At 74.9% G+C, this 20,091-nt stretch carries 17 protein-coding genes; 5 read left to right on the top strand and 12 right to left on the bottom strand.

All coding sequences use genetic code 11. The annotated features are described in order from the left end of the window. Positions 1-353: 353 nt before the first annotated feature. Both ACFWXO_RS37245 and ACFWXO_RS37240 read left to right on the top strand, forming a co-directional pair. Complete coding sequence (locus tag ACFWXO_RS37245) at positions 354-2,081, top strand: ABC-F family ATP-binding cassette domain-containing protein (protein WP_380529765.1); 1,728 nt, start codon at positions 354-356, stop codon at positions 2,079-2,081. Between the two features lie 137 nt (positions 2,082-2,218). Then, on the top strand, positions 2,219-3,262 hold the full coding sequence (locus tag ACFWXO_RS37240) for a trypsin-like serine peptidase (RefSeq protein WP_380529763.1): 1,044 nt from the start codon (positions 2,219-2,221) through the stop codon (positions 3,260-3,262). Between the two features lie 78 nt (positions 3,263-3,340). Here the strand turns inward: ACFWXO_RS37240 and ACFWXO_RS37235 are convergent, their stop codons facing one another. Continuing rightward, a complete protein-coding gene (locus ACFWXO_RS37235) occupies positions 3,341-3,700 on the bottom strand; it encodes a hypothetical protein (protein ID WP_380529761.1) in 360 nt (119 codons plus the stop codon). Positions 3,701-3,920: 220 nt separating this feature from the next. Continuing rightward, positions 3,921-4,484, bottom strand: coding sequence for a TetR family transcriptional regulator (locus ACFWXO_RS37230; RefSeq protein WP_380529760.1), 564 nt, complete (start codon positions 4,482-4,484; stop codon positions 3,921-3,923). A 155-nt stretch (positions 4,485-4,639) separates the two neighbouring features. Here ACFWXO_RS37230 and ACFWXO_RS37225 point away from each other — a divergent pair, with 155 nt between their 5' ends. The 3 genes from ACFWXO_RS37225 to ACFWXO_RS37215 all read left to right on the top strand — a co-directional run bounded on the left by ACFWXO_RS37225 (position 4,640) and on the right by ACFWXO_RS37215 (position 9,558). Beyond that, positions 4,640-7,459 carry an AAA family ATPase gene (locus tag ACFWXO_RS37225; RefSeq protein WP_380529758.1) on the top strand — a complete coding sequence of 940 codons (2,820 nt, stop codon included), beginning with the start codon at positions 4,640-4,642 and terminating at the stop codon, positions 7,457-7,459. Positions 7,460-7,528: 69 nt separating this feature from the next. Continuing rightward, the gene (locus ACFWXO_RS37220) at positions 7,529-8,716 is read left to right on the top strand and encodes a CaiB/BaiF CoA transferase family protein (RefSeq protein WP_380529756.1); all 1,188 of its coding nucleotides are present in this window, start codon (positions 7,529-7,531) and stop codon (positions 8,714-8,716) included. Between the two features lie 116 nt (positions 8,717-8,832). Continuing rightward, positions 8,833-9,558: a phosphatase PAP2 family protein gene (locus tag ACFWXO_RS37215; RefSeq protein ID WP_380529754.1), complete on the top strand. Its 726-nt coding sequence runs from the start codon at positions 8,833-8,835 to the stop codon at positions 9,556-9,558. Position 9,559: 1 nt separating this feature from the next. Here the strand turns inward: ACFWXO_RS37215 and ACFWXO_RS37210 are convergent, their stop codons facing one another. From ACFWXO_RS37210 to ACFWXO_RS37165, 10 genes are read right to left on the bottom strand one after another with little or no spacing between them, the layout of a single operon-like run. Further along, on the bottom strand, positions 9,560-10,882 hold the full coding sequence (locus tag ACFWXO_RS37210) for a glutamate-1-semialdehyde 2,1-aminomutase (protein WP_380529753.1): 1,323 nt from the start codon (positions 10,880-10,882) through the stop codon (positions 9,560-9,562). Positions 10,883-10,887: 5 nt separating this feature from the next. Further along, positions 10,888-11,436 carry a dTDP-4-dehydrorhamnose 3,5-epimerase gene (gene rfbC, locus ACFWXO_RS37205; RefSeq protein ID WP_380529751.1) on the bottom strand — a complete coding sequence of 183 codons (549 nt, stop codon included), beginning with the start codon at positions 11,434-11,436 and terminating at the stop codon, positions 10,888-10,890. A gap of 17 nt (positions 11,437-11,453) precedes the next feature. Continuing rightward, positions 11,454-12,647 (bottom strand): polysaccharide pyruvyl transferase family protein, encoded by a 1,194-nt coding sequence (locus ACFWXO_RS37200; protein WP_380529749.1) that lies wholly within the window; start codon positions 12,645-12,647, stop codon positions 11,454-11,456. Further along, positions 12,644-13,594 carry a glycosyltransferase family 2 protein gene (locus tag ACFWXO_RS37195; RefSeq protein ID WP_380529748.1) on the bottom strand — a complete coding sequence of 317 codons (951 nt, stop codon included), beginning with the start codon at positions 13,592-13,594 and terminating at the stop codon, positions 12,644-12,646. Before ACFWXO_RS37195 ends, ACFWXO_RS37200 begins: the two co-directional genes overlap by 4 nt. Then, entirely contained in the window at positions 13,591-14,922 is a 1,332-nt protein-coding gene (locus ACFWXO_RS37190) for a hypothetical protein (RefSeq protein ID WP_380529746.1), read from the bottom strand. The genes ACFWXO_RS37195 and ACFWXO_RS37190 overlap by 4 nt, the downstream gene beginning before the upstream one ends. Positions 14,923-14,927: 5 nt before the next feature. Next, on the bottom strand, positions 14,928-16,211 hold the full coding sequence (locus tag ACFWXO_RS37185; protein WP_380529744.1) for a DUF4910 domain-containing protein: 1,284 nt from the start codon (positions 16,209-16,211) through the stop codon (positions 14,928-14,930). Continuing rightward, positions 16,199-17,224 (bottom strand): NAD-dependent epimerase/dehydratase family protein, encoded by a 1,026-nt coding sequence (locus ACFWXO_RS37180; protein ID WP_380406818.1) that lies wholly within the window; start codon positions 17,222-17,224, stop codon positions 16,199-16,201. The genes ACFWXO_RS37185 and ACFWXO_RS37180 overlap by 13 nt, the downstream gene beginning before the upstream one ends. 3 nt (positions 17,225-17,227) lie before the next feature. Then, positions 17,228-17,875 carry a PIG-L deacetylase family protein gene (locus tag ACFWXO_RS37175; protein WP_380529742.1) on the bottom strand — a complete coding sequence of 216 codons (648 nt, stop codon included), beginning with the start codon at positions 17,873-17,875 and terminating at the stop codon, positions 17,228-17,230. Next, the gene (locus ACFWXO_RS37170) at positions 17,872-18,669 is read right to left on the bottom strand and encodes a glucose-1-phosphate cytidylyltransferase (RefSeq protein ID WP_380529740.1); all 798 of its coding nucleotides are present in this window, start codon (positions 18,667-18,669) and stop codon (positions 17,872-17,874) included. The genes ACFWXO_RS37175 and ACFWXO_RS37170 overlap by 4 nt, the downstream gene beginning before the upstream one ends. Continuing rightward, the gene (locus tag ACFWXO_RS37165; RefSeq protein ID WP_380529738.1) at positions 18,666-19,901 is read right to left on the bottom strand and encodes a class I SAM-dependent methyltransferase; all 1,236 of its coding nucleotides are present in this window, start codon (positions 19,899-19,901) and stop codon (positions 18,666-18,668) included. The genes ACFWXO_RS37170 and ACFWXO_RS37165 overlap by 4 nt, the downstream gene beginning before the upstream one ends. Positions 19,902-20,091: the final 190 nt, after the last annotated feature.

The following is a 20,091-nucleotide window of genomic DNA, read 5'->3' as shown; positions in this document are numbered from 1 at the left end:
CCGCCTCCTCCCGGGGGGCGCCGGCGCGGGCGCTCACCCCGGCCCGCCCGCCCCCGCCGGGCCCTGCGGGGGGCGGCTCGGGCCCCGCCCCTGCTAGAGTCGCCGTGACGTGCAGTCAGCATGCAGTCAGCCGGCCGTCCGGGTACGGCCGGAGGAGCGAGGAGCGGCAGACGTGGCGGGTGACGACGACATCTCCGGGTGAGCCCCGGAGCTGACGGCCACCGGCGGGTGCTCAGGAGCACCGCCGAAGTGGTCCGCCTCGTCGTACCCCTTTCCCCGGCGCCCGCCCACGGGCAGAGCTCCGCCCTTCCCGCGGACCGCCGGGGCCCGACGCCTCCCCCGGAAGGATCCCCGTGCTCCAGCACGCCCTGCTCGCCCATGACCTCGTCCGCAACCTCGACGGCCGCCGCGTCCTCGACGGCCTCGGCCTGACCGCCTCGCCCGGCCAACGGATCGGCCTGATCGGGGAGAACGGCGCCGGGAAGTCCACCCTGCTGCGGGTGCTCGCCGGCCTGGACGAACCCGACTCCGGCACCGTCTCGCGCCCCGCGGACCTCGGCTTCCTGCACCAGGAGCTGCCGTTCCCGGCCTCCGCCTCCGTCGCCTCCGTCCTGGACGACGCGCTCCGCGAGGCCCGCGCGGACCTCGCCGCACTCGACCGGCTCGGCGCGGAGATCGCCCGCGTCCCGGACACCGACCCCGGCCACGGGGACCTCCTGGACGCCTACGGCCGGCGGCTCGAACAGGCCCAGTACCGGGAGTCCTGGGACGCCGACCGCCGCGCCGCCCTGGTCCTGGACGGACTGGGCCTCGGTGCCTTCGGCCCCGGCGCCCCCGGACACGGCCGCCCGCTCGGCTCGCTGTCCGGCGGACAGCGCGGCCGGCTCGCCCTGGCCGCGCTGCTCGTCCGCCGGCCGTCCGCACTGCTGCTGGACGAGCCCACCAACCACCTCGACGACGGCGCCGCCGCCTTCCTGGAGCGACAGCTCCGCGCGCACCCCGGCACCCTGCTGGTCGCCACCCACGACCGGGCCTTCCTCGACGCCGTCTGCACCCACCTGATCGACCTCGACCCGACGGTGGACGGCCCGGTCCGCTTCGGCGGCGCCTACTCCGCCTACCTGGGCTCGCAGCGCGCCGAGCGGGAGCGCTGGGAGCTCCGGTACGCCGAGGAGCAGGAGGAGTTGGCGCAGCTGCGGCACTCGGCCGGCGTCACCGCGCACCTGGTCGCCCCGGACCGGGGACCGCGCGACCACGAGAAGATGGGCTACGGGCACCGCGCCGGCCGGGTGCAGAGCCAGGTCGCCCGCCGGGTGCGCAACGCCGCCCGCCGGCTGGCGGAGCTGGAGCGCGCCCAGGTGCCCGAGCCGCCGCGCCCGCTGCGGTTCGCGGCCGACGCCCTGGCCGCGCCGGACGCCCTCGTCGCAGCGCAGACCCCGGAGACCTCGGAGACCTCGGAGACCCCGGAGCCCCTGGTGTCCCTCCGGGGCGTCCGGGTCCCCGGCCGGCCCCCGCTGCCGGACCTCGACGTCACGGCCACCGACCGACTGCTCGTCACCGGCGGCAACGGCACGGGCAAGTCGACCCTGCTCGCGGTGCTGGCCGGCCGCCTCCCGGCCGGGGGCACGCTCCACCGCCACCCCCGGCTGACGGTCGGCCTGCTCACCCAGGACACCGCGTTCGACCGCCCCGACCGCACCGTCCACGACACCTACCGGCTCGCCCTCGGCCCGGCCCGCGCCGAGCGGGTGCCGCTGGCGTCCCTCGGCCTGCTGCACCCGGCGGACCTCGACAAGCCCGTGGCCCGTCTCTCCCTCGGGCAGCGCCGCCGCCTCGCCCTCGCCCTCCTGGTCGCCCACCCGCCCCGGCTGCTGCTGCTCGACGAGCCCACCAACCACCTCTCCCCGCGCCTGTGCGACGAGTTGGAGGACGCCCTCGGCACCGGCCCCGGCGCGATCGTCGTCGCGAGCCACGACCGCTGGCTGCGCCGCCGCTGGCAGGGCCGCGAGCTGCGGCTGGAGCCGGACCGGAGTGAGCAGCGGGCACCGCTGCCGGGCCGCGCCGCCGTTACCGGAACCTGACGCTACCGATGGACGGGCGATACGCGGTCCAGACACGGACCTGACGTTCCGTTCGTACAGTGCCGGACATCCCCGGTGAGCAGGGGCGGACCGCGGCCGCCCCTGCCCACCGACCGCACCGACCGAGATGGGCGACGATGTCAACCACACGCCGAGCACTCCCCCGCCGACTCCCCACCGCAGCAGCCCTCCTGCTGAGCGCGGCCACCGCGGCGGCCCTGCTGCCCACCGCAGCCCTCGCCGCGGAGCCGGACACCGTCACCTCGCACGCCGGCGCCACCACCCCGCAGGAGCGCAACCGGATCGACGCCTACTGGACGGCCGACCGGATGAAGCTGGCGGGCGCCATGGTCCCCGAGAACACCCCCGTGCCCGCGGACGACAACACGCCCGACGACCCGCGCCCGCTCGCCCCCAGCACCCCGGATCCCGGGGCGGTCTGGACCCACGGCGGCGCGGTGAACAGGAGCGTCGGCCGGCTCTTCTTCACCTTCTCCGACGGCTACGACGGCAGCTGCACCGCGACCGTCGTCACCGGCGCGAACCGCAGCACCCTCGTCACCGCGGCGCACTGCCTGCGGGGCGTCGGGGCGCCCACCGCCGACGGCACCTGGACGCACAACGTCTACTTCGTGCCCGGCTACCGCAACGGGACCAAACCGCTCGGCGGGTTCAGCATCAAGTCCATGGCGACGTCCTCCCGTTGGGACGCCGACCGGAACGGCACGAGTTCCTCGGACGTCGCCGCGGCCGGCTTCGACACGGGGGTCCTGGTGGGGAACCCGTCTCCCGACGGGCGGCGGCTGGCGGACGTCACGGGGAACCAGCGGATCGCGTTCTCCGATCCCGTCGACGCGGAGTTCGTCCACGCCTTCGGCTACCCGAAGGACCGCCTCAACGATCCCGCGGCCCAGTACGCCGGTTCGCGCATGATCCACTGCGCCGGCCCGAACCGGCAGAGCCCCAAGGCGGCCCTGCTGTGGGGCGAGTCCTGCAACATGGGCCACGGGGCGAGCGGCGGCCCGCACCTGGCCCGGTTCGACACCCGGACCGGCTCCGGAACCGTCGTCGGCGTCACCACCACCACCGACGAACTCGTGGGCGGGCAGCCGGGCACGCTCTACGCCACCCGCTTCGGTGACAGCGCCCACCGCCTCTACGACTGGGCCCAGGCGCGCTGACAGCGCCGGGGAACGCCGGTGCCGGGGGCGCGGCTCGCACCCCCGGCACCGGCGTCCGTCACCGCGCCCCGGCCTCCGTCAGGCCGGGACCACCCGGTAACTCAGCATCGCCCAGGGCGTGTTGGACTGGGCCAGCGAGCCGGTGCCCCACGGGACCGCACCCGCGCAGCCCCGGCCCGGGTACAGCACCACGGACGCGGAGCCGTCGGCGACCTGCACCGAGCGGACGGGCGCCGCCAGGGTGTGGCAGGTGCCGAGGTCGCCCAGGTCGACCGTGGTCACCGCGCCGCTCCCGTCGGTGCCGGTGTACAGGTGCGCGCCCGGCTGCAACGGCGGCCAGCCGGCCGCCTGCGCCGAACCGGCACCGAGACCGATCAGGGCCGCGACCGCGACGGCCGCCGCGGCCGAGCCGCGGAGCATCCTCTTCGAAGTGGACATGTGGGAACCGCCTTCCGTGGGTGTGCCGGGATGCCGAACGATTCGGACCCCGCCGGGTCCTACCCGCCTCCACCCTGCCGCGGGGGGCGGTGGCGCGGCATCGGTCATCTGACTGCACATCACCGGTGCCGGTACGGAGGCGGGATCGGTCGAATGACTCCGTACGTCCGGTGACGCCCTACGTCCGGACCGGCTCACCGCGAACGGTGCGCGGCCCGGGTCACTCCAGCAGCCCGGCGGCCACCCGCCGGACCAGCTCCCGGCGCTGCGCCGCGTCGTCGAAGTCCACCACCGTGCGCACCTCGGGGGCCATCGCGGGCCACAGCATGGCGAGGTGGACCATCAGCGCGAACAGGAACCGGGCCTCGAACCGGTCCGACACCACGCCCCGGGCCTGGGCGTCGGCGAGGATGCCGGTCCGCCTGCGGACCTCGTCGACGGCGTAGCCGTTGAGCGCCTCGTCGCCGCGCTCCAGGTTCTGCCAGGTGATCAGCCGGGGGATCTCCGGGTGCTCGGCGTAGATGTCGCTGAGCCGGGCCGCGAACTCGGGGAGGTCCTCGTCCCCGTCGAAGGGCAGGCTGCCGATGATCTGCTCCACCGCGGAGTTCCAGACCGCGTCGAAGAGGCCCACCTTGCTGTGGAAGTAGTGGTAGATCTGCGCCTTGTTGCTCCGGGCGGATTCGGCGATGCGGTCGACCCGGGCGCCGTGGAGTCCGTGGGCGGCGAACTCGGCCCGCCCGGCCGCGATGAGTCTCTGCTTGGTGGCTTCGGCGTCGCGTTGCATGCGCAGACCTTAGCCCAGCACCGACTAACCGGTTGGTTGACAGCGGGTTCCTTGTCCGGGTGTAATCAACCAACCAGGTAGTTGAAAGTTGGCCGGCGTCCATGGCTCGCGGTCTTCGAACGACCTGGAGGTTCGATCGGGGAGGGAACTGGACCGTGGGATCAGCCGTGCCGTTGCTCGGTCGGGACAGCGAACGCGAGCAACTCGCCGAGTTCGCACGCTCCGTGGAGGGCCGCACCCTCCTCCTCCGCGGCGAGACCGGGGTCGGCAAGAGCACCCTGCTCGACTACGCCGCCGACCTGGCCGTCCGGGAGGGGCGGCTCGTGGTCCGGGCCACCGGGGTCGAGGCGGAGTCGGAACTGCCGTACGCCGGACTGCACCAGCTCCTCTACCCGCTGCTGCCGCACACCGCCGGACTGGAGCACAACTCCCGGGCGGCCCTCGACGCCGTCTTCGGCCACACCGGCGCCGGGGGCACGCCGCCCTCCCTGATGACCCTCGGCATCGCGGTGCTCGGCCTGCTGTCCTCGGCCTCGGTCGAGCAACCGCTGTTCCTCGTCCTGGACGACGGCCAGTGGCTGGACGACTCCAGCGCCGCGGTCTGCGGATTCGTCGGCCGCCGACTGACCGGCAGCCGGTTGAAGCTGCTGCTCGCGGTCCGCTCCGACATCGCCTCCCCCTTCGACACCGCCGCACTGCCCGAGCTGGCCGTCGGCACCCTCACCGACGAGGACGCCGCCCTCCTGCTCGACGGCCACTACCCCGCGCTGGACCGGCAGTCGCGCCGCCTCGTACTGGACCAGGCCCAGGGCAACCCGCTCGCCCTGCTGGAACTGCCCGGCCACACGGCCGGCCGCCACCCGGAACGTGCCGCCGCCGACCCGCAGGCCCTGCGCGGCGCCTCGCCGTCCCGGCGCCTCCAGTACCTCTACGGCACCCGGATCGCCGCCCTGGACGCCGCCGTCCGGGCCGAGTTGCTCAAGGGCGCCCTCGACGGCGTCGCGGCCGGACCCGGCGACGCGGCGGGCCCCGCCGGCCGGTACCGGATGCGCGACGCCGACGAGGCCGTCGCCCGCGGCCTGCTGGTGATCGAGCCCGCCACCGGTGAGTTCGCCTTCCGGCACCCGCTGGTGCGCTCCAGCGTCGTCCAGCTGGCGACCCCCAACCAGCGCCGCGAGGCCCACCGGACGCTGGCGCTGCTCCACCGGGACAACCTCGAACGGCGGGCCGCCCACCTGGCCGAGGCCACCCTGGACCCGGACGAGGAGGTGGCCCGGGTCCTGGAGGCCGCCGCCGAGTCCGCGACCCGCCGCGGCGGCGCGCTGACGGCGGTGACCTGGCTGACCCGCGCCGCCGAGCTGAGCGAGCACCCGGCGGAGCGGTCCCGGCGGCTCGGCGACGCGGCGTTCATCGCGGGGCACGCGGCCCGCCTCGGCCACGCCCGCCGGATCCTGCGGGCCGACCCCGGGCCCGACGCCGACCGCTCCCCCGCCGCCGCACTGGCCTCCGGCTACCAGGCGCTCTACCAGGACGGCGACGTGCGCTCCACCCACCGGCAGATCGCCGCCGCCGTCGAACGGCTGGTCGGCGGAACTGCCGACTCGGCGGCCGACCCCACCGCCGGGTACGACCCCGAGGTGCTGGACCGGCTGCTCGCCCTGCTGCTCGCCACCAGCCAGTTCGCCGCCGACCGGACCCTGTGGGAACGCACCCACGCCCTGCTCGCCACGCTCGGCGAACGGGTCGGCGAGCGGGCCCGGATCTACAGCGCCACCTGGAGCGACGTCGTCCGCCACGGCGCCGGCTGGACCGCACCGGTGGAGCGGGCCGCCGCCGACCTGCCGGGCCAGGAGCCCTGGGACGTCGCCCGCTTGGCCGTCTCCGCCTACCACCTCGACGTCCTCAGCCCGCTCCGCCCGCACCTGCAGCGCGTCGTCTCCCGCGAGCTGGAGACCGGCGCGGTCTCCACCGGCATGGTGATGCTGCACCTGATCATGCTGGACCAGATGGCCGTCGGGGAGTGGGAGGCCGCCGAACGGACCGGACGGCGGGCCCTGCTGCGCTCCGACGAGCACGGGCACGAGCTGTTCGCCCAGCAGACCCGGGCCTACCTGGCCCAACTCGCCGCGATGCGCGGGCAGACGGCGACCGCGCGCGAGCTCCAGGCGGTGGTCGACGCCTGGGCCCGCCCGCGCGGCATCGGCTTCCTCACCCAGCTCGCCGACGCGGCCGGCACCACCGCGGCGCTGAGCGACGGCGACTACGAGGGCGCGTACCTCCAGGCCATCGGCATCACCGCGCCGGGCGCCTTCCAGCCCTACGCCCACCAGGCCTCCCGCACCCTGCTCGACCTCGTCGAGGCCGCCGTCCACTCCGGGCGCACCGCGCAGGCCCGCGCCCACGCGCTGGCCGCCCGGGAGGCCGGCCTGCCCGCCGTCTCCCCCCGGCTGTCCCTGGTCACCCACGGGGCCCTGGCCATGACCGCCGAGGACGAGGACGAGGCCGCCGGGGCCTACGCGCACGCCGTCTCCCACCCGGCCGCGGCACACTTCCCGTTCGAGCTGGCCCGGATCCGCCTGGCGCACGGCATCCGGGTGCGCCGCGCCCGGGGCGCCACCGTGGCACGGGAGTTCCTCGCCCCGGCCGCCGACTCCTTCGAGCGGCTGGGCGCGGTCGCCTGGGCCGCCCGGGCCCGGGCCGAACTACGGGTCGGCGGCGTCCCGACCCGGCCGGCGGCGCGCACCGCGAGCCTGCTGACCTGGCAGGAGCGCCGGATCGCCGACCTGGCCGCGGGCGGCCTGACCAACAAGGAGATCGGCGAGCAGACCCGGCTGTCCCCCCGGACCGTCAGCGCCCACCTGTACCGGATCTTCCCCAAGCTGGGCATCACCACCAGGGCGGCGCTGCGCGACGCCCTCACCGGGCTGGACGAGGCGTCCCCCGCGCCGGACCCGGGCCTGCCGGAGCGCTGCTGACCGAACACCGCTGACTGAACGCCGCCGGGGGCGGGTAGGGCTCGGGGATCCGCCAGGGAGGGAGTCCGGATGTCGCTGCCGCTGACCGGCACCACGGTGATCGCGCTGGAACAGGCGGTGGCCGCGCCGCTGGCCACCCGGCACCTGTGCGACCTGGGCGCCCGGGTGGTGAAGATCGAGCGCCCGGACGGCGGCGACTTCGCGCGCGGGTACGACCGCAGCGTCAACGGCCTGGCCAGCCACTTCGTCTGGCTGAACCGCGGCAAGGAGTCGGTCGTCCTCGACCTCAAGGCGCCCGAGGGCCGCGCCGTGCTGGCCGACCTGGTGGCCGGCGCGGACGTCTTCCTGCAGAACCTGGCCCCCGGGGCGGCCGCCCGGCTCGGCTTCGGCTCCGCCGAACTGCGGGCCCGGCACCCCCGGTTGGTCACCGTCGACCTGTCCGGCTACGGCACCGGCGGCCCGTACCGGGACAAGCGCGCCTACGACATGCTGATCCAGTGCGAGTCCGGGCTCGCCTCGGTGACCGGCCAGCCGGAGCGGCCCGCCAAGACCGGCGTGCCCACCTCGGACATCGCCGCCGGGATGTACGCCCTGACGGCGACGCTCGCCGCCCTGCTCGGCCGGGCCGGCAGCGGACGCGGCACCGCGATCGAGGTGTCGATGTTCGAGGCGACCGCCGAGTGGCTGGGCCACCAGCTCCAACACACCCAGGGCACCGGGCGGGCACCGGGCCGCGCCGGACTCTCCCACCCGGCCATCGCCCCCTACGACGCCTACCCGACGGCCGACGGCCACGAGGTCATGATCGGCATCCAGAACGACCGCGAGTGGTCCCGGCTCGCCACCGGCTTCCTGGACCGCCCGGACCTCGCCGACCACCCCGAGTGGGCGACCAACGTCGCCCGGGTGCGGCGCCGCCGGCTGGTCGACGCGCTGGTGGGCGGCCGGACGGCGACCATGACGGCCGAGGAGGCCGTCAAGCGCCTGGACGCCCTCGCGATCGCCTCGGCCCGGCTGAACGGCATCGGCGACCTGCTGCACCACCCCCAGCTCGCCGCCCGCGACCGCTGGCGCCCGGTGGCCACCCCGGCCGGCGAGGTCCGCTCCCTGCTGCCCCCGTTCGACTTCGCGGAGGTCGAACTCCCGATGGGGCCCGTCCCCGAGCTGGGCGCCCACACCGACTCCGCCCTGCGCGCCCTCGGCTACCCCGCCACCCGCATCGCCGCCCTGCGGGCGAACGGGGTGCTGGGCGGGTAGCGCACCCGTATCCTGGACCCCGACCATCCGGGCAAGTGGCGTACGGAAAGCATGATCTGACGCTCCGTCATCCTCTCGCCGCGACCGGACGACACCTGGACACGACGGGGGCGCGCGTGGGATCGGCCGACCGCAACGGACCGGGCACCGGCACCACGCGCGAACGCGTCCGTCGGGGCGAGGCCGCACCGGCCGGGCGCGCGGAGCCGCCGCTGGTGGTGCTGCACGGGTGGCTCGGACTCGCCTCGGGGCTCGCCGCACTGGTGGTGGTCCTGCTCGGGGCCTGGTACGCGGGAAAGGGCGAGCCCGGCCCGGTGGACGGGCGGATCCAGGACGCGGTGTACGGGGTGGAACCGCCGTGGCGCTACGCCGCCCGCGGCCTGGACTCCCTGGGGGAACCGCTGGGCGCCGCGCTGCTGGTCGGAGCCGTGGCGGCGGGCTGCCTGCTGCTCCGGCGCCCCCGCGCCGCGGTGTTCGCGGTCGTCGGCGTCGCCCTGCCGGTGCTGGCGGCGACGCTGCTCAAGCACCTGGTGGGCCGCACCATCCACGGCGACGCCAACCTCTCCTACCCGAGCGGGCACACCGCTTTCCTGACGGCAGTGACCCTCGTCCTCGCACTGCTCGCAGCGGGCCCGAACGCCCGCCCGCTCCCGGTGCTGGCCGCAGTGGCGGTCGCCGGGGCGGCCATGGCCTGGGCCCAGGTAGCCCTGGGCGCGCACTACGCGACCGACACCCTGGCCGGCGGCTGCACCGCCCTGGCACTGGTACCGCCCGCCGGATGGCTGGTGGACCGGGCCGCCGACCGGCTGGCGGCCCGGTCGGCGCCCGGTGACCCGACGTAGCTCAGACCCGCTGCCGGAAGACCGGCTTGACCGGGCGGCCGCCGAGCCAGGGGGTGGGGTCGCCGGCGTCGAGGGCCTTGCGGTAGACGGCGCAGGCGGCGGAGACGGCGTCGATGGTGTGGGCGATGTCGGCGTCCGTCAGGGCGCTGCTCACCACGAAGGAGGGGGCCAGTACCCCGCCGGCGAGGAGTTGGCGCAGGAAGAGGGTGCGGTAGGGCTGGGAGGGCTGCCCCAGTTCGTCGAGGGTGGCGAAGACCAGGTTGCTGGCCCGGCCCCGGACCAGCACGTGGTCGGCGACGCCCATGCCGGCGGCGGCCTCCCGTACGCCGGCGGCGAGTTGGTCGCCGAGGGCGTGCAGCCGGGCGGTGATGCCCTCCTCGACGTACGTGGTCTGGACGGCCATCGCGGCGGCCAGCGCGTGGGTCTCGGCGCCGTGGGTGGTGGAGAGCAGGAACACCCGGTCGCCGGGGTGGTGCAGCCCGCCGTGTTCCATCAGGTCGCGGCGCCCGGCGAGCGCGGAGACGGCGAAGCCGTTGCCGAGCGCCTTGCCGAAGGTGGAGAGGTCGGGGGCGACGCCGTAGAGGCCCTGGGCGCCCGCCGGGGACCAGCGCAGCCCGGTGATCATCTCGTCGAAGACCAGCAGGCAGCCGTGCCGGTCGGCGAGTTCGCGCAGGCCGGCCAGGTAGCCGGGCGGCGGCTCGGCGTGTCCGGCGGGTTCGAGGACCAGGCAGGCGATCTCGCCGCGGTGGCGGGTGAGCAGTTCCTCGGTGGCGGAGAGATCGCCGTAGGGGAAGGAGACGGTGAGGTCGGTGATCGCCGAAGGGATCCCGGCGTCCATCGGGGTGGTGCCGATGAACCAGTCGTCGACCGAGAAGAACGGGTGGTCGCCGCAGACGGCCACCAGGGTCCGCCCGGTCACGGCGCGGGCGAGGCGCACGGCGGCGGTGGTGACATCGGAGCCGTTCTTGGCGAACTTGACCATCTCGGCGGTGGGCACGGTGTCCAGGAAGCGTTCCGCGGCCTCGAGTTCGAGGATGGACGGGCGGGTGAAGTTGCTGCCCCGGTCGAGCTCCCGCCGGACGGCCTCGGTCACCCGCGGGTGGGCGTGGCCGAGGCTGACGGAGCGCAGGCCGGAGCCGTACTCGACGTAGCGGTTGCCGTCGACGTCCCAGACGTGGGCGCCGCGGCCGTGGCTGATGACCGGGGCCAGGTGCTCGGGGTACTGGTCGTCGCCCTTGGCGTAGGTGTGGGCGCCGCCGGGGATCAGGGCGTGCAGCCGCTCGTTGGCCGCCCGGGATTTCGGAAGAGTGAAGTCGACGGTCACGGCGCTCAGTTCTCCTCCGTGCGCAGGACCTCGGCGAGGCTCGGCGCCTCCCGGTCCCGCTTGGACACCGACTCGGCCGGCAGCGGCCAGGGGACGGCCAGCTCCGGGTCGTCGAAGGCGATGGTGACGTCCTCGCTCGGGTCGTGCGGGCGGTCGATCCGGTACGAGACGTCGGCGTCGGTGAGCGCCTGGAAGCCGTGCGCGCACCCGGCCGGGATGTAGACGCTGGCCTGGGTCTCGCCGGAGAGCTCGAAGGTGGCCACGTTGCGGTAGGTCGGCGAGTCGGGGCGCAGGTCCACGACCACGTCGAACACCTCCCCGTGCGAGCAGCGCACGATCTTCGCCTCCCCGGCGCCGGAGCGCAGGTGCAGGCCGCGCAGCACGCCCCGCACCGAACGGGAGACGCTGTGTTGGACGAAGGCGTCGGGGTCGATGCCCACCGAGCGGAGCACCTCGGCGTCGAAGGTGCGGCAGAAGAAGCCGCGTTCGTCGGCGTAGGGGGTCGGTTCGAAGAGGTAGGCGCCGGCGATCGCCGGGACTTCGGTCGCCTTCATGAGGTCTCCGTAAGGTGTCAGTCGGCGGTCGGGAAGACGGCCGTGGTCAGGGCGGTGAACTGGTGGTCGAGCCGGCGGGTGGCCGTCAGGTTCCGCTCGGCGAGGGTCTGCCGCAGCTCCGTCGCGTGCTTCTCCAGCTCCCGGAACTGCTCGATCAGCCGGTCGGCGTCGACCTCGCGGGCCGGGTGGCAGTACTCCCCCAGCCCCATCCGGGCCATCAGCGCGTCGCTCTTGGCCGCGTAGCTGAGGGCGAGCGTCGGGGTGCCGGTCCGCAGCGCGCAGACCAGGTTGTGGTACCTGGTGGCCACCACGGCGTCGGCGGCGGCGGTCTCGGCCATCAGCTCGGCCAGCGAGGCGGCCCCGGAGACGGTGACCAGCGGGGAGTCGACGGCCTCGACGATCGCGGCGACCACCCGGGCGTCGACCGCGTCGCCGGTGAGCAGCCGGACCGGCCGGCCGTCCTCGACCAGCGCGCGGACGAAGCGGGTGGTGCCGTCGAGGTACTGCCGGTGGATCTGCTCGGCCCGGGCACGGTCGTCGTCGCCGCCGTGGAAGTCCATGACGCCGACGCAGACCCGCCCGTCGGGGGAGCCGGTGGCGGGTGGTGCCGGGAGGGCGAAGGCGATGTCCGGATGCACGGCGTCGCGTGCCGTGTCCACGCCCATCGCCCGCATGGCGTCGCGGGACAGCTCGTCCCGGTACGAGCGGTGCGCGGCCAGCCGGGCGGACCAGCGCACCAGCGCCCGGGTGGCCGGGTTGCCGATCCGGGCGGCGCCGACGCCGACCAGCGCCACCGGGGTGCGCAGCAGCCGGCCGGAGGCGCAGAGCAGGAACAGCGCGTACGGGAAGCCCCAGGGGCGCAGCGGCAGGGTGGCCTCCAGGACCCCCATGCCCGGGACGATCACCACGTCGTGCCGGCGCACCCAGGCGGCGGTGCGGGCGGCGTCGACGAGCTTGCCCAGGCCCTTGCCGAGGACGGCACCGGCCCGGGAGGCGGTGCGGTACTCGCCGCGGTACCAGTGCAGCCGGGTGGCGGGGATGCGGTAGCGGGCGGTGACCACCTCGGGGCCGCCGCAGAGCGCGTCCACCGCGGCGTCCGGGTGCTCGGCCCGGAGGTGGCCGAGTACGGCCTCCAGCGAGCCGTCGTTGCCGAGGTTGCCGGAGCCGAGCAGGCCGAACACCCCGACGCGCACCGGGGTTCGCGCGGTCATGCCCGCCTCCCCCCGCGTCCGGCCACCAGGTCGTCGACGGAGGCGGCGGAGCCGTCCGAGGACGGCACGGGGGTGCGGTCCTCGACCCGTTCGCCGGCGCCCGGCCGGGCCCGGCTGGTCATCCAGGCGGCCAGGTGGCCGTAGCAGGCCCGCCGGTCGGCGGTGGACAGCGGCGCCCGGCGGACGGCCGCGGCGAAGCCCCAGACGTACTCGGCGAGCAGCCGGGGCGTGGGGTGCAGCGGCCCGGCCCGGCGCGGGTCCAGGTTGACGCAGCGGGAGCGCTTGGAGGGGTTGGCCCGCTCGGCCCGGGTGGGGTGGTCACGGCGGAAGTAGAGCAGTTCCGGCACCTGGTGGAAGGGGCCGTGCAGGGTGATCTCGGCGACGAAGGTCCGGTCGGCGTGGTGGTAGCTGTCGTGCGGCTTGACCCGGCGCAGCACGTCGGCCCGCATCACCCCGTAGAAGTCGTCGCCGCCGGGCTCGAACAGCAGGCTGCGGAAGCGCTCCGGGGCGCGCGGGGAGTCGGTGGCGAGGCCGTACGCGTAGGGGACCTTCACCCGGCCGTGCTCGTCGATGACCGCCTGGCCGGAGTGGGCGAGGATGACCTCGGGCCGGTCGTCCAGCGCCTCGACGCAGCGCAGCAGGAGGTCCCGGGCGTAGAGGTCGTCGTGCGAGGCCCACTTGAAGAGTTCGCCGCGGCACTGGTTGAAGACGTAGTTGTGGTTGGGCGCGGCGCCGATGTTCCGGGGCAGCCGGAGGTAGCGGATCCGGGAGTCCTGCGCGGCGTACTCGCGGCAGATGGACTCGGTGGCGTCGGTCGAGGCGTTGTCGGAGATGACCAGTTCGAAGTCCTGGTAGGTCTGGCCGAGCAGGGCGTCGAGCGACTCGGCGAGGTACTCCTGGCCGTTGTAGACGGGCAGGCCGATGCTCAGTCGGGGAACGGCGGTCAAGGCGTCCTCACTTCGGGGGTGTCGTCCACCGTTTCGGGGACGGGGGTGCGGTGGTGCTCGCGCAGGGCGGCGCGCAGTTGGAGCCACCAGACGGCGGCGCCGCAGGCGGTGGCGGTGGCGACGCCCCAGGCGGAGCCGACGGTGCCGGCCGCGGCGGCGCCGCCGAGCCCGCCGCCCAGGTAGCAGGCGGAGGCGAAGAGTTGGCAGCGCAGGCTGCGCCGGGCGGCGGCGAGGGCGCGCAGCCCGGCGGCCGCGCCGCTGCCGAGGCCGGCGCCCGCGACGCCGAGGGTGGCGGGGAGGATGAGCGGCGAGGCGGAGTGCCAGACGTCGCCGAGGACGAACTGTCCGGCCCGGTCGGGCATCAGCAGCAGCGCCGAGCCCCACAGCAGGGCGGCGCCGGCCTGTCCGCCGCCGAGCAGCAGGCAGAACCGGCCGAGCCGGCGCGGTGTCTGCCGCAGGACTCGGGCGGCCTCCGCCACGGTGACCAGGGAGAGCCCCATCAGCAGGGCGAGGAACGGCCCCTGGAGGAGTTCGGCGCCCCGGACGGCACCGACCGCCCCGACGCCGACGATCGCACCGAGCCCGTACGCCCGCAGCTGGCCGGCGCCGCTGAGGCTGACGTTCTCGACCAGGTAGCGGCTGCCGAGGTCGCGCTGTTCGCGCAGCCAGCCGCGGGCCTGGGTGACCCGGGGCCGGACGCCGGACTGGAGGAAGCCGTACCCGGCGGCGGCCGCCGCGGCGGCGCCCCAGGCCAGCAGGAAGGCGGCCACGGTGCCCACCCGGGCCGCCACCATCATGGCCGGGATCAGCGCGAGGCCCTGCACCAGGTCGTTGGCGAAGGCCTTCCGCCCGGTGCCGGCGGCGAAGAAGGCGAACCGCCGGGAGTCCTGGAGCAGCAGCGCCGGCAGGGCGAGGCCGAGGCTCGCGAACGCGGGCCCCACGTCGCCGCCGAGGCCGAGCCCGACCAGCAGGCAGACGGCGCCGAGGGTGGCGCCGACGGCGAGCGCGGTGCCGGAGGACCGGGCCGCCGCGGCGCGCCAGGTCGCCTCCGGCACGCCGCTGAACCGCACCATCAGCGGGTCGGTGGCCAGCCCGCGGGAGACGTTGAGCACCACGCCGTAGGTCAGCCAGGCCAGGCTGAACACGCCGAACGCGTGCAGTCCCAGCTCCCGGGCGACGTAGATGCCCACCGCGAAGTTGATCATGCTGGTGACCGCCTGGTCGGCCAGCCCCCAGGACACCCGGCCGAGCACGCCCCGCCCGGCGGGCCGGGCCGGCGCCCCGTCCCGGCCCGCCGGTGCCGCCGTCCTCACCTCCTCGGTGGTCATCGGCGTCACGCCTTGATCAGCCCGGCGCCCCGCAGGGCGTCGGCCGCGGCGGCGACGGTGTCGAACGGCAGCCCGGAGCGCTCGGCCACGTCCAGCAGGCCGTGCTCGCCGTCGGCGAGGCTGAGCACCCACAGCATGGCCAGCTGGGCCTGCTTGGCGTCGCTGCGCCCGCCGAGCGAGTCGTACAGCCCGCGCCGGCCCAACTGCGGTTCGCCGTAGGGGCTGAGGTTGAGGTAGCGCCGGTTGCGGTCGAGCACGGCGAAGGCCTCCCGGCAGACCGCGAGGGTGTCCGCCATCGCCTCGGGCCGCACGAAGTCCAGGTCGTCCGCCGAGGTGTGGTACTCGGGGTACCCGGCGTACGGGGTCCGGCTGAGCGAGCCCACGCCGAGGTCGAACCCGGGCGAGCAGTACTGCCGCTCGTCGTAGCCGTACGGCGTGAACTCGGTGACCCGGTGCGGGCGTTCGGAGGTGCGCAGGACGTGCCGCAGCACCCGGTCGATCTCCGCGTCGCCGCGCCGGCTCTGCTTGTACGTCAGCTGCCCCCGGTCCCCGGCGCAGGCCAGCACCAGGCCGTGCTTGACCCGGTCCACCCGCTCCCGGTTGCGGGCCAGCCAGGTGATCGCCCCGATGGTGCCCGGGGCGAAGACGAAGCGGTAGGTGTAGTACGGCGTCCGCTCCACCAGTTCGCGGGCCAGGAAGGTCGCCACCGCGATGCCGGCCAGGTTGTCGTTGGCCAGCGCGGGGTGGCAGACGTGGCAGGAGACCAGCACCTCGTCGGCGACCTGCCCGGGGACGACGTGCTCGGCGTAGGTGAGGTGGCCGTCCGCGAGGGTGGAGTCGATCCGCACCTCGTAGTCGCCCTCGGGCAGCGCGTCCAAGGTCTCCTGGGCCAGGCAGAACCCCCACTCCGGGGTGTAGTAGCTGGTGCGGTAGGGCACCCAGGTGGGGTGGTCCGGCAGGGTGTGCAGGTGCGGGCGCAGCTCGCTCAGCGGCATGGTGGCCGCGACCGGCACGCTGTAGCCCAGCACGTGCAGGCTGGACGCGGCGAGGTCGACGACCCGGCGGCCCGCGGCGTCGGCGACGTAGGCGTCCCGGACGTTCCACTCCTGGGGCACCGTCCAGTCGAGCACCTGCGTCCCGGTCGGCACCTCGTGCACCGTCAGCGGGAGGTACTCGCCGACGACGTCCAGGGTGGCGCGCACCCCGTCGCCGGTGATGCTCCGGCGGAGCGGGTACAGCCGCTCCACCAGGGCGTGCATCCGCTCCCCGACCCCGGTCACCGGCGCCACCGCAGGGTGTCGTCGACGGCGCCGGCGCCGGTGGCCTCGCGGAGCACCGCCAGCCGGGTGAACCGCCGCTCGAAGTCCTCCCTGGTCAGCCCGAACTTCCGGTAGGCCTCGGCGAGTTCGACCGCGCCCTGCTTGACCGTCCACTCGCAGTCGAAGCCGGGCAGGGCGGCCCGGAACCGGGAGAAGTCCACCCGGTAGGAGCGCGGGTCGGCGCCGTTCTCGCCGGTGATCACCACCTGGGCGCCGGCCACCGCCTCGGCGACCTGCTCGGCGATCTCGGCGACCGTGACGTTGTTGGCCTCGCTGCCGATGTTGAAGGCCCGGTCGTGCACCGCCTCGCGCGGTGCCTCCAGCGCGGCCGTGAAGGCCCGGGCGATGTCGGCGGCGTGCACCAGCGGGCGCCAGGGGGTGCCGTCGGAGAGCACCAGCACCTCGCCGGAGAGCAGCGCGTGGCCGACCAGGTTGTTCAGCACGATGTCGGCGCGCAGCCGGGGCGAGTAGCCGAAGGCGGTGGCGTTGCGCATGTACACCGGGCTGAAGTCGCCGTCGGCCAGGGCGTGCAGGTCGTCCTCCACGCGCACCTTGGACTCCGCGTACGGGGTCACCGGGCGCAGCGGGGCGTCCTCGGTCACCAGCTCGTCGCCGCCGGCCGCGCCGTAGACGGAGCAGGTCGAGGCGTACAGGAAGCGCTTCACCCCGGCCTCGCGGGCCAGCTCGGCCAGCCGCACCGAGGCGTGGTGGTTGATGTCGTAGGTGAGGTCCGGCGCCAGCGAGCCGAGCGGGTCGTTGGAGAGCGCGGCCAGGTGGATCACGGCGTCCACCCCGGCCACGTGCTCGGCGGTCACGTCGCGCAGGTCCACCCGCCGGCCCGGCGGGTCCGCGGGCTTCGGGCCGAGGACGCACTCCGCGAACAGGCCGGCGTCCAGGCCGACGACGTCGTGGCCGGCGGCGGCGAGCACCGGGGCCATCACGGTGCCCAGGTAGCCCTGGTGTCCGGTCAGCAGTACGCGCATGGTTCAACCCCCCAGGTTGAGAGTGACTTTGGTGGCGTCGAAGGCTTCCGCGTAGCGGGCGTGGCATTCGATGCCGCGGATCCGGGCGAGCCCGAGGAAGGCCTCCCGGTCGTACCAGGGGCGGTGCCGCTGCGAGGGGTAGTGCTCCTGCAGCAGCCGCACCTTGCGTTCGGCGGTCTCCGGGCTCAGCGGCTGGTAGGCCGTCGGGCGGCCGAGGTCGGCGTCCCACTTGACGATCTCGTAGCCGAGCACCAGGTGGTCGCGGAACGCGGTGGGGACCAGCCGGGCCAGGCCGCGGTGGTCCTGGTGGGCGTCGGCGGTGCGCGGGGCGAGGACCAGCTGCGGGTCGGTGCGCCCGCGCAGTTCCTCGACGGCGGCCTTGGCCTCCTCCCAGTGCGCGGGCAGCCGGCCGTCCGGCAGCTTGAGCACGGTCAGCCGCAGGTCGGCGCCGGGGCAGAAGGCGGCCAGCGCGGCCTGCTCCTCCTGCTCCCGGGCGCTGCCGCCGCCGGAGAGCACCAGCGCGTCCACCCGCAGCCCGGGACGCGCCTCGCACAGCGTCAGCAGCGTGCCGCCGGCGCCGATGGCGATGTCGTCGCAGTGCGCGCCGACGGCGGCGATCCGCTCCAGCGGCCCGGGGCCGAGCCGGATCACGAGGGCCTCACCGCGACCCCGTCCCGCTCCCAGACGGCCCAGGGGCGGTCGCCGTGGGCGTAGGCGGCGTCCAGGGCGGCCCGCTCCTTCACGGTGTCGGTGGGCTTCCAGAAGCCGCGGTGCTGGTGGGCCACCAGGCGGCCGCGCTTGGCGAGTTCGGTGCAGCCGTCGGCGACCAGGTCGCCGTTCTCCGGGATGTGGTCGAAGATCTCCTGGCGGAGCACGAAGTACCCGCCGTTCTCCCACAGCGGCATGTCGCTGACCGCGGTGATGCCCCCGACCAGGCCGTCCTCGCCCAGGTCCACGCAGTGGAAGGAGGACTGCGGCGGCACCACCATCATCGACGCCCCGGCGTCCCGCTCGGCGAAGCGGTCGATCATCTCCGGCAGCGGCGCGTCGGTGAGCACGTCGGCGTAGTTGGCGAGGAACATCTCGTCGCCGTCCAGGTGGTGGCGCACCCGGCGCAGCCGCTCGCCGATCGGCGACTCGATGCCGGTCTGCGCGAAGGTGATCGTCCAGGAGGCGATGTCGGTCGACAGCAGTTCCGTGCGCCCGCCCCGCAGCACGAAGTCGTTGGACGTCGTCTCCTGGTAGTTGAGGAAGAAGTCCTTGATGTGGTGGGCGCCGTAGCCGAGGCAGAGGATGAACTCGGTGTGCCCGTAGTAGGCGTAGTAGCGCATCACGTGCCAGATCAGCGGCCGGGGGCCGACCATCGCCATCGGCTTGGGCACGTCGTCGGAGGCTCCGCTGCGCATCCGCAGCCCGTAACCGCCGCAGAACAGGACGACCTTCACCGCTCCCCCTCGACGATGCTGAGTTCCGGGATGGGGAAGACCAGGCGGCCGCCCCACTCGTGCACGAAGGACAACTGCTCGACCAGTTCGGCCCGCAGGTTCCACGGCAGGACCAGCACGTAGTCCGGCCGGTCGGCGGCGATCTGCTCGGGCGCCAGGATCGGGATGCGGGTGCCCGGGGTGAACCGGCCGTGCTTGTACGGGTTCCGGTCGACGGTGTACGGGAGCAGGTCGGGCCGGATGCCGCAGTGGTTGAGCAGGGTGTTGCCCTTGCCGGGGGCGCCGTAGCCGACGACGCTCTCGCCGCGCTCGGCCACCCCGATCAGGAAGGTCAGCAGGTCCCGGCGGACCTTGGCGACCCGGGCCGAGAACTCGGTGTAGCCGGCCAGCTCCTGGAGCCCGGCGGCCTTCTCCCGGGCCAGCACGTCGGCCACCCGCGGGGTCGGCTCGCCCGCCGCCTCGGCCGGCCGGGCCCACAGCCGGATCGAGCCGCCGTGGGTGGGCAGCAGCTCGACGTCGACCAGGGTGAGCCCGCCGCTGGCCAGCGCCCGGATCGCGGAGGCGACCGTGTAGTACTGGAAGTGCTCGTGGTAGATGGTGTCGTACTGGTTCTCCTCGATCAGGGTCAGCAGGTGCTGCACCTCGATCGAGACCCAGCCGTCGTCGGCGACCAGGGCGCGCAGCCCCCGGGTGAAGCCGACCACGTCGGGGATGTGGGCGTAGACGTTGTTGGCCACCACCAGGTCCGCCGGGCCGTGTTCGGCGCGGACGTCCGCGCCGGTGTCCGGGTCCAGGAACGCGGTGAGGGTGGGCACCCCGGCCTCGCGCGCGGCGGCGCCGACGTTCACCGACGGTTCGACGCCCAGGCAGCGGATCCCGCGCTCCACCACGTGCCGCAGCAGGTAGCCGTCGTTGCTGGCCACCTCGACCACGAAGGCGTCGGCGCCCAGCCCCAGCCGCTCCACCGCCCCGGCGACGAAGCCTCGGGCGTGCTCCACCCAGGAGGTCGAGAAGGAGGAGAAGTACGCGTACTCCTGGAAGGTCTCCTCGGGCGTGATCAGCGGCGGGATCTGCGCCAGCCAGCAGTCCGTGCAGACCCGCAGGTGCAGCGGGTACGCCGGCTCCGGCCGGTCCAACTGGTCGGCGGCGAGGAAGCTCTCGCACGGCGGGGTCGCCCCCAGGTCGACGACGCTCCCCATCGCCGTCGAGCCGCACAGTCGGCATCGTGTCATTGACTGCTCCCATTCCTGCCCGCGCGGGTGCCCCGCCGCGGGCCAGCGTGTCCGTTCCCCACCGACGGCGCGCCGACCGCGCCGCCGGACCGGGGGGCGCGCGTGGCCCCCGGCGCCCCCCCCACGCCCGCGCGCCCCCCCCCCCCGGGGGGACCCCCCGCCATCCCACTCGGTGTTAATAAAAATAAGT

It is taken from the genome of Kitasatospora sp. NPDC059088, from assembly GCF_042738155.1.
Taxonomy (GTDB): Bacteria; Actinomycetota; Actinomycetes; order Streptomycetales; family Streptomycetaceae; genus Kitasatospora.
This window is presented reverse-complemented; position numbering and strand designations above follow the sequence as displayed.

Bases quoted from the DNA above. Each gene is read 5' to 3' on its own strand.
- ACFWXO_RS37220 (WP_380529756.1), top strand. From the start codon at position 7,529: ATGTCGCTGCCGCTGACCGGCACCACGGTGATCGCGCTGGAACAGGCG.
- ACFWXO_RS37200 (WP_380529749.1), bottom strand. From the start codon at position 12,647: ATGACCGCGCGAACCCCGGTGCGCGTCGGGGTGTTCGGCCTGCTCGGC.
- ACFWXO_RS37180 (WP_380406818.1), bottom strand. From the start codon at position 17,224: ATGCGCGTACTGCTGACCGGACACCAGGGCTACCTGGGCACCGTGATG.
- ACFWXO_RS37240 (WP_380529763.1), top strand. From the start codon at position 2,219: ATGTCAACCACACGCCGAGCACTCCCCCGCCGACTCCCCACCGCAGCA.
- ACFWXO_RS37190 (WP_380529746.1), bottom strand. From the start codon at position 14,922: ATGACCACCGAGGAGGTGAGGACGGCGGCACCGGCGGGCCGGGACGGG.
- ACFWXO_RS37230 (WP_380529760.1), bottom strand. From the start codon at position 4,484: ATGCAACGCGACGCCGAAGCCACCAAGCAGAGACTCATCGCGGCCGGG.
- rfbC (WP_380529751.1), bottom strand. From the start codon at position 11,436: ATGAAGGCGACCGAAGTCCCGGCGATCGCCGGCGCCTACCTCTTCGAA.
- ACFWXO_RS37165 (WP_380529738.1), bottom strand. From the start codon at position 19,901: ATGACACGATGCCGACTGTGCGGCTCGACGGCGATGGGGAGCGTCGTC.
- ACFWXO_RS37235 (WP_380529761.1), bottom strand. From the start codon at position 3,700: ATGTCCACTTCGAAGAGGATGCTCCGCGGCTCGGCCGCGGCGGCCGTC.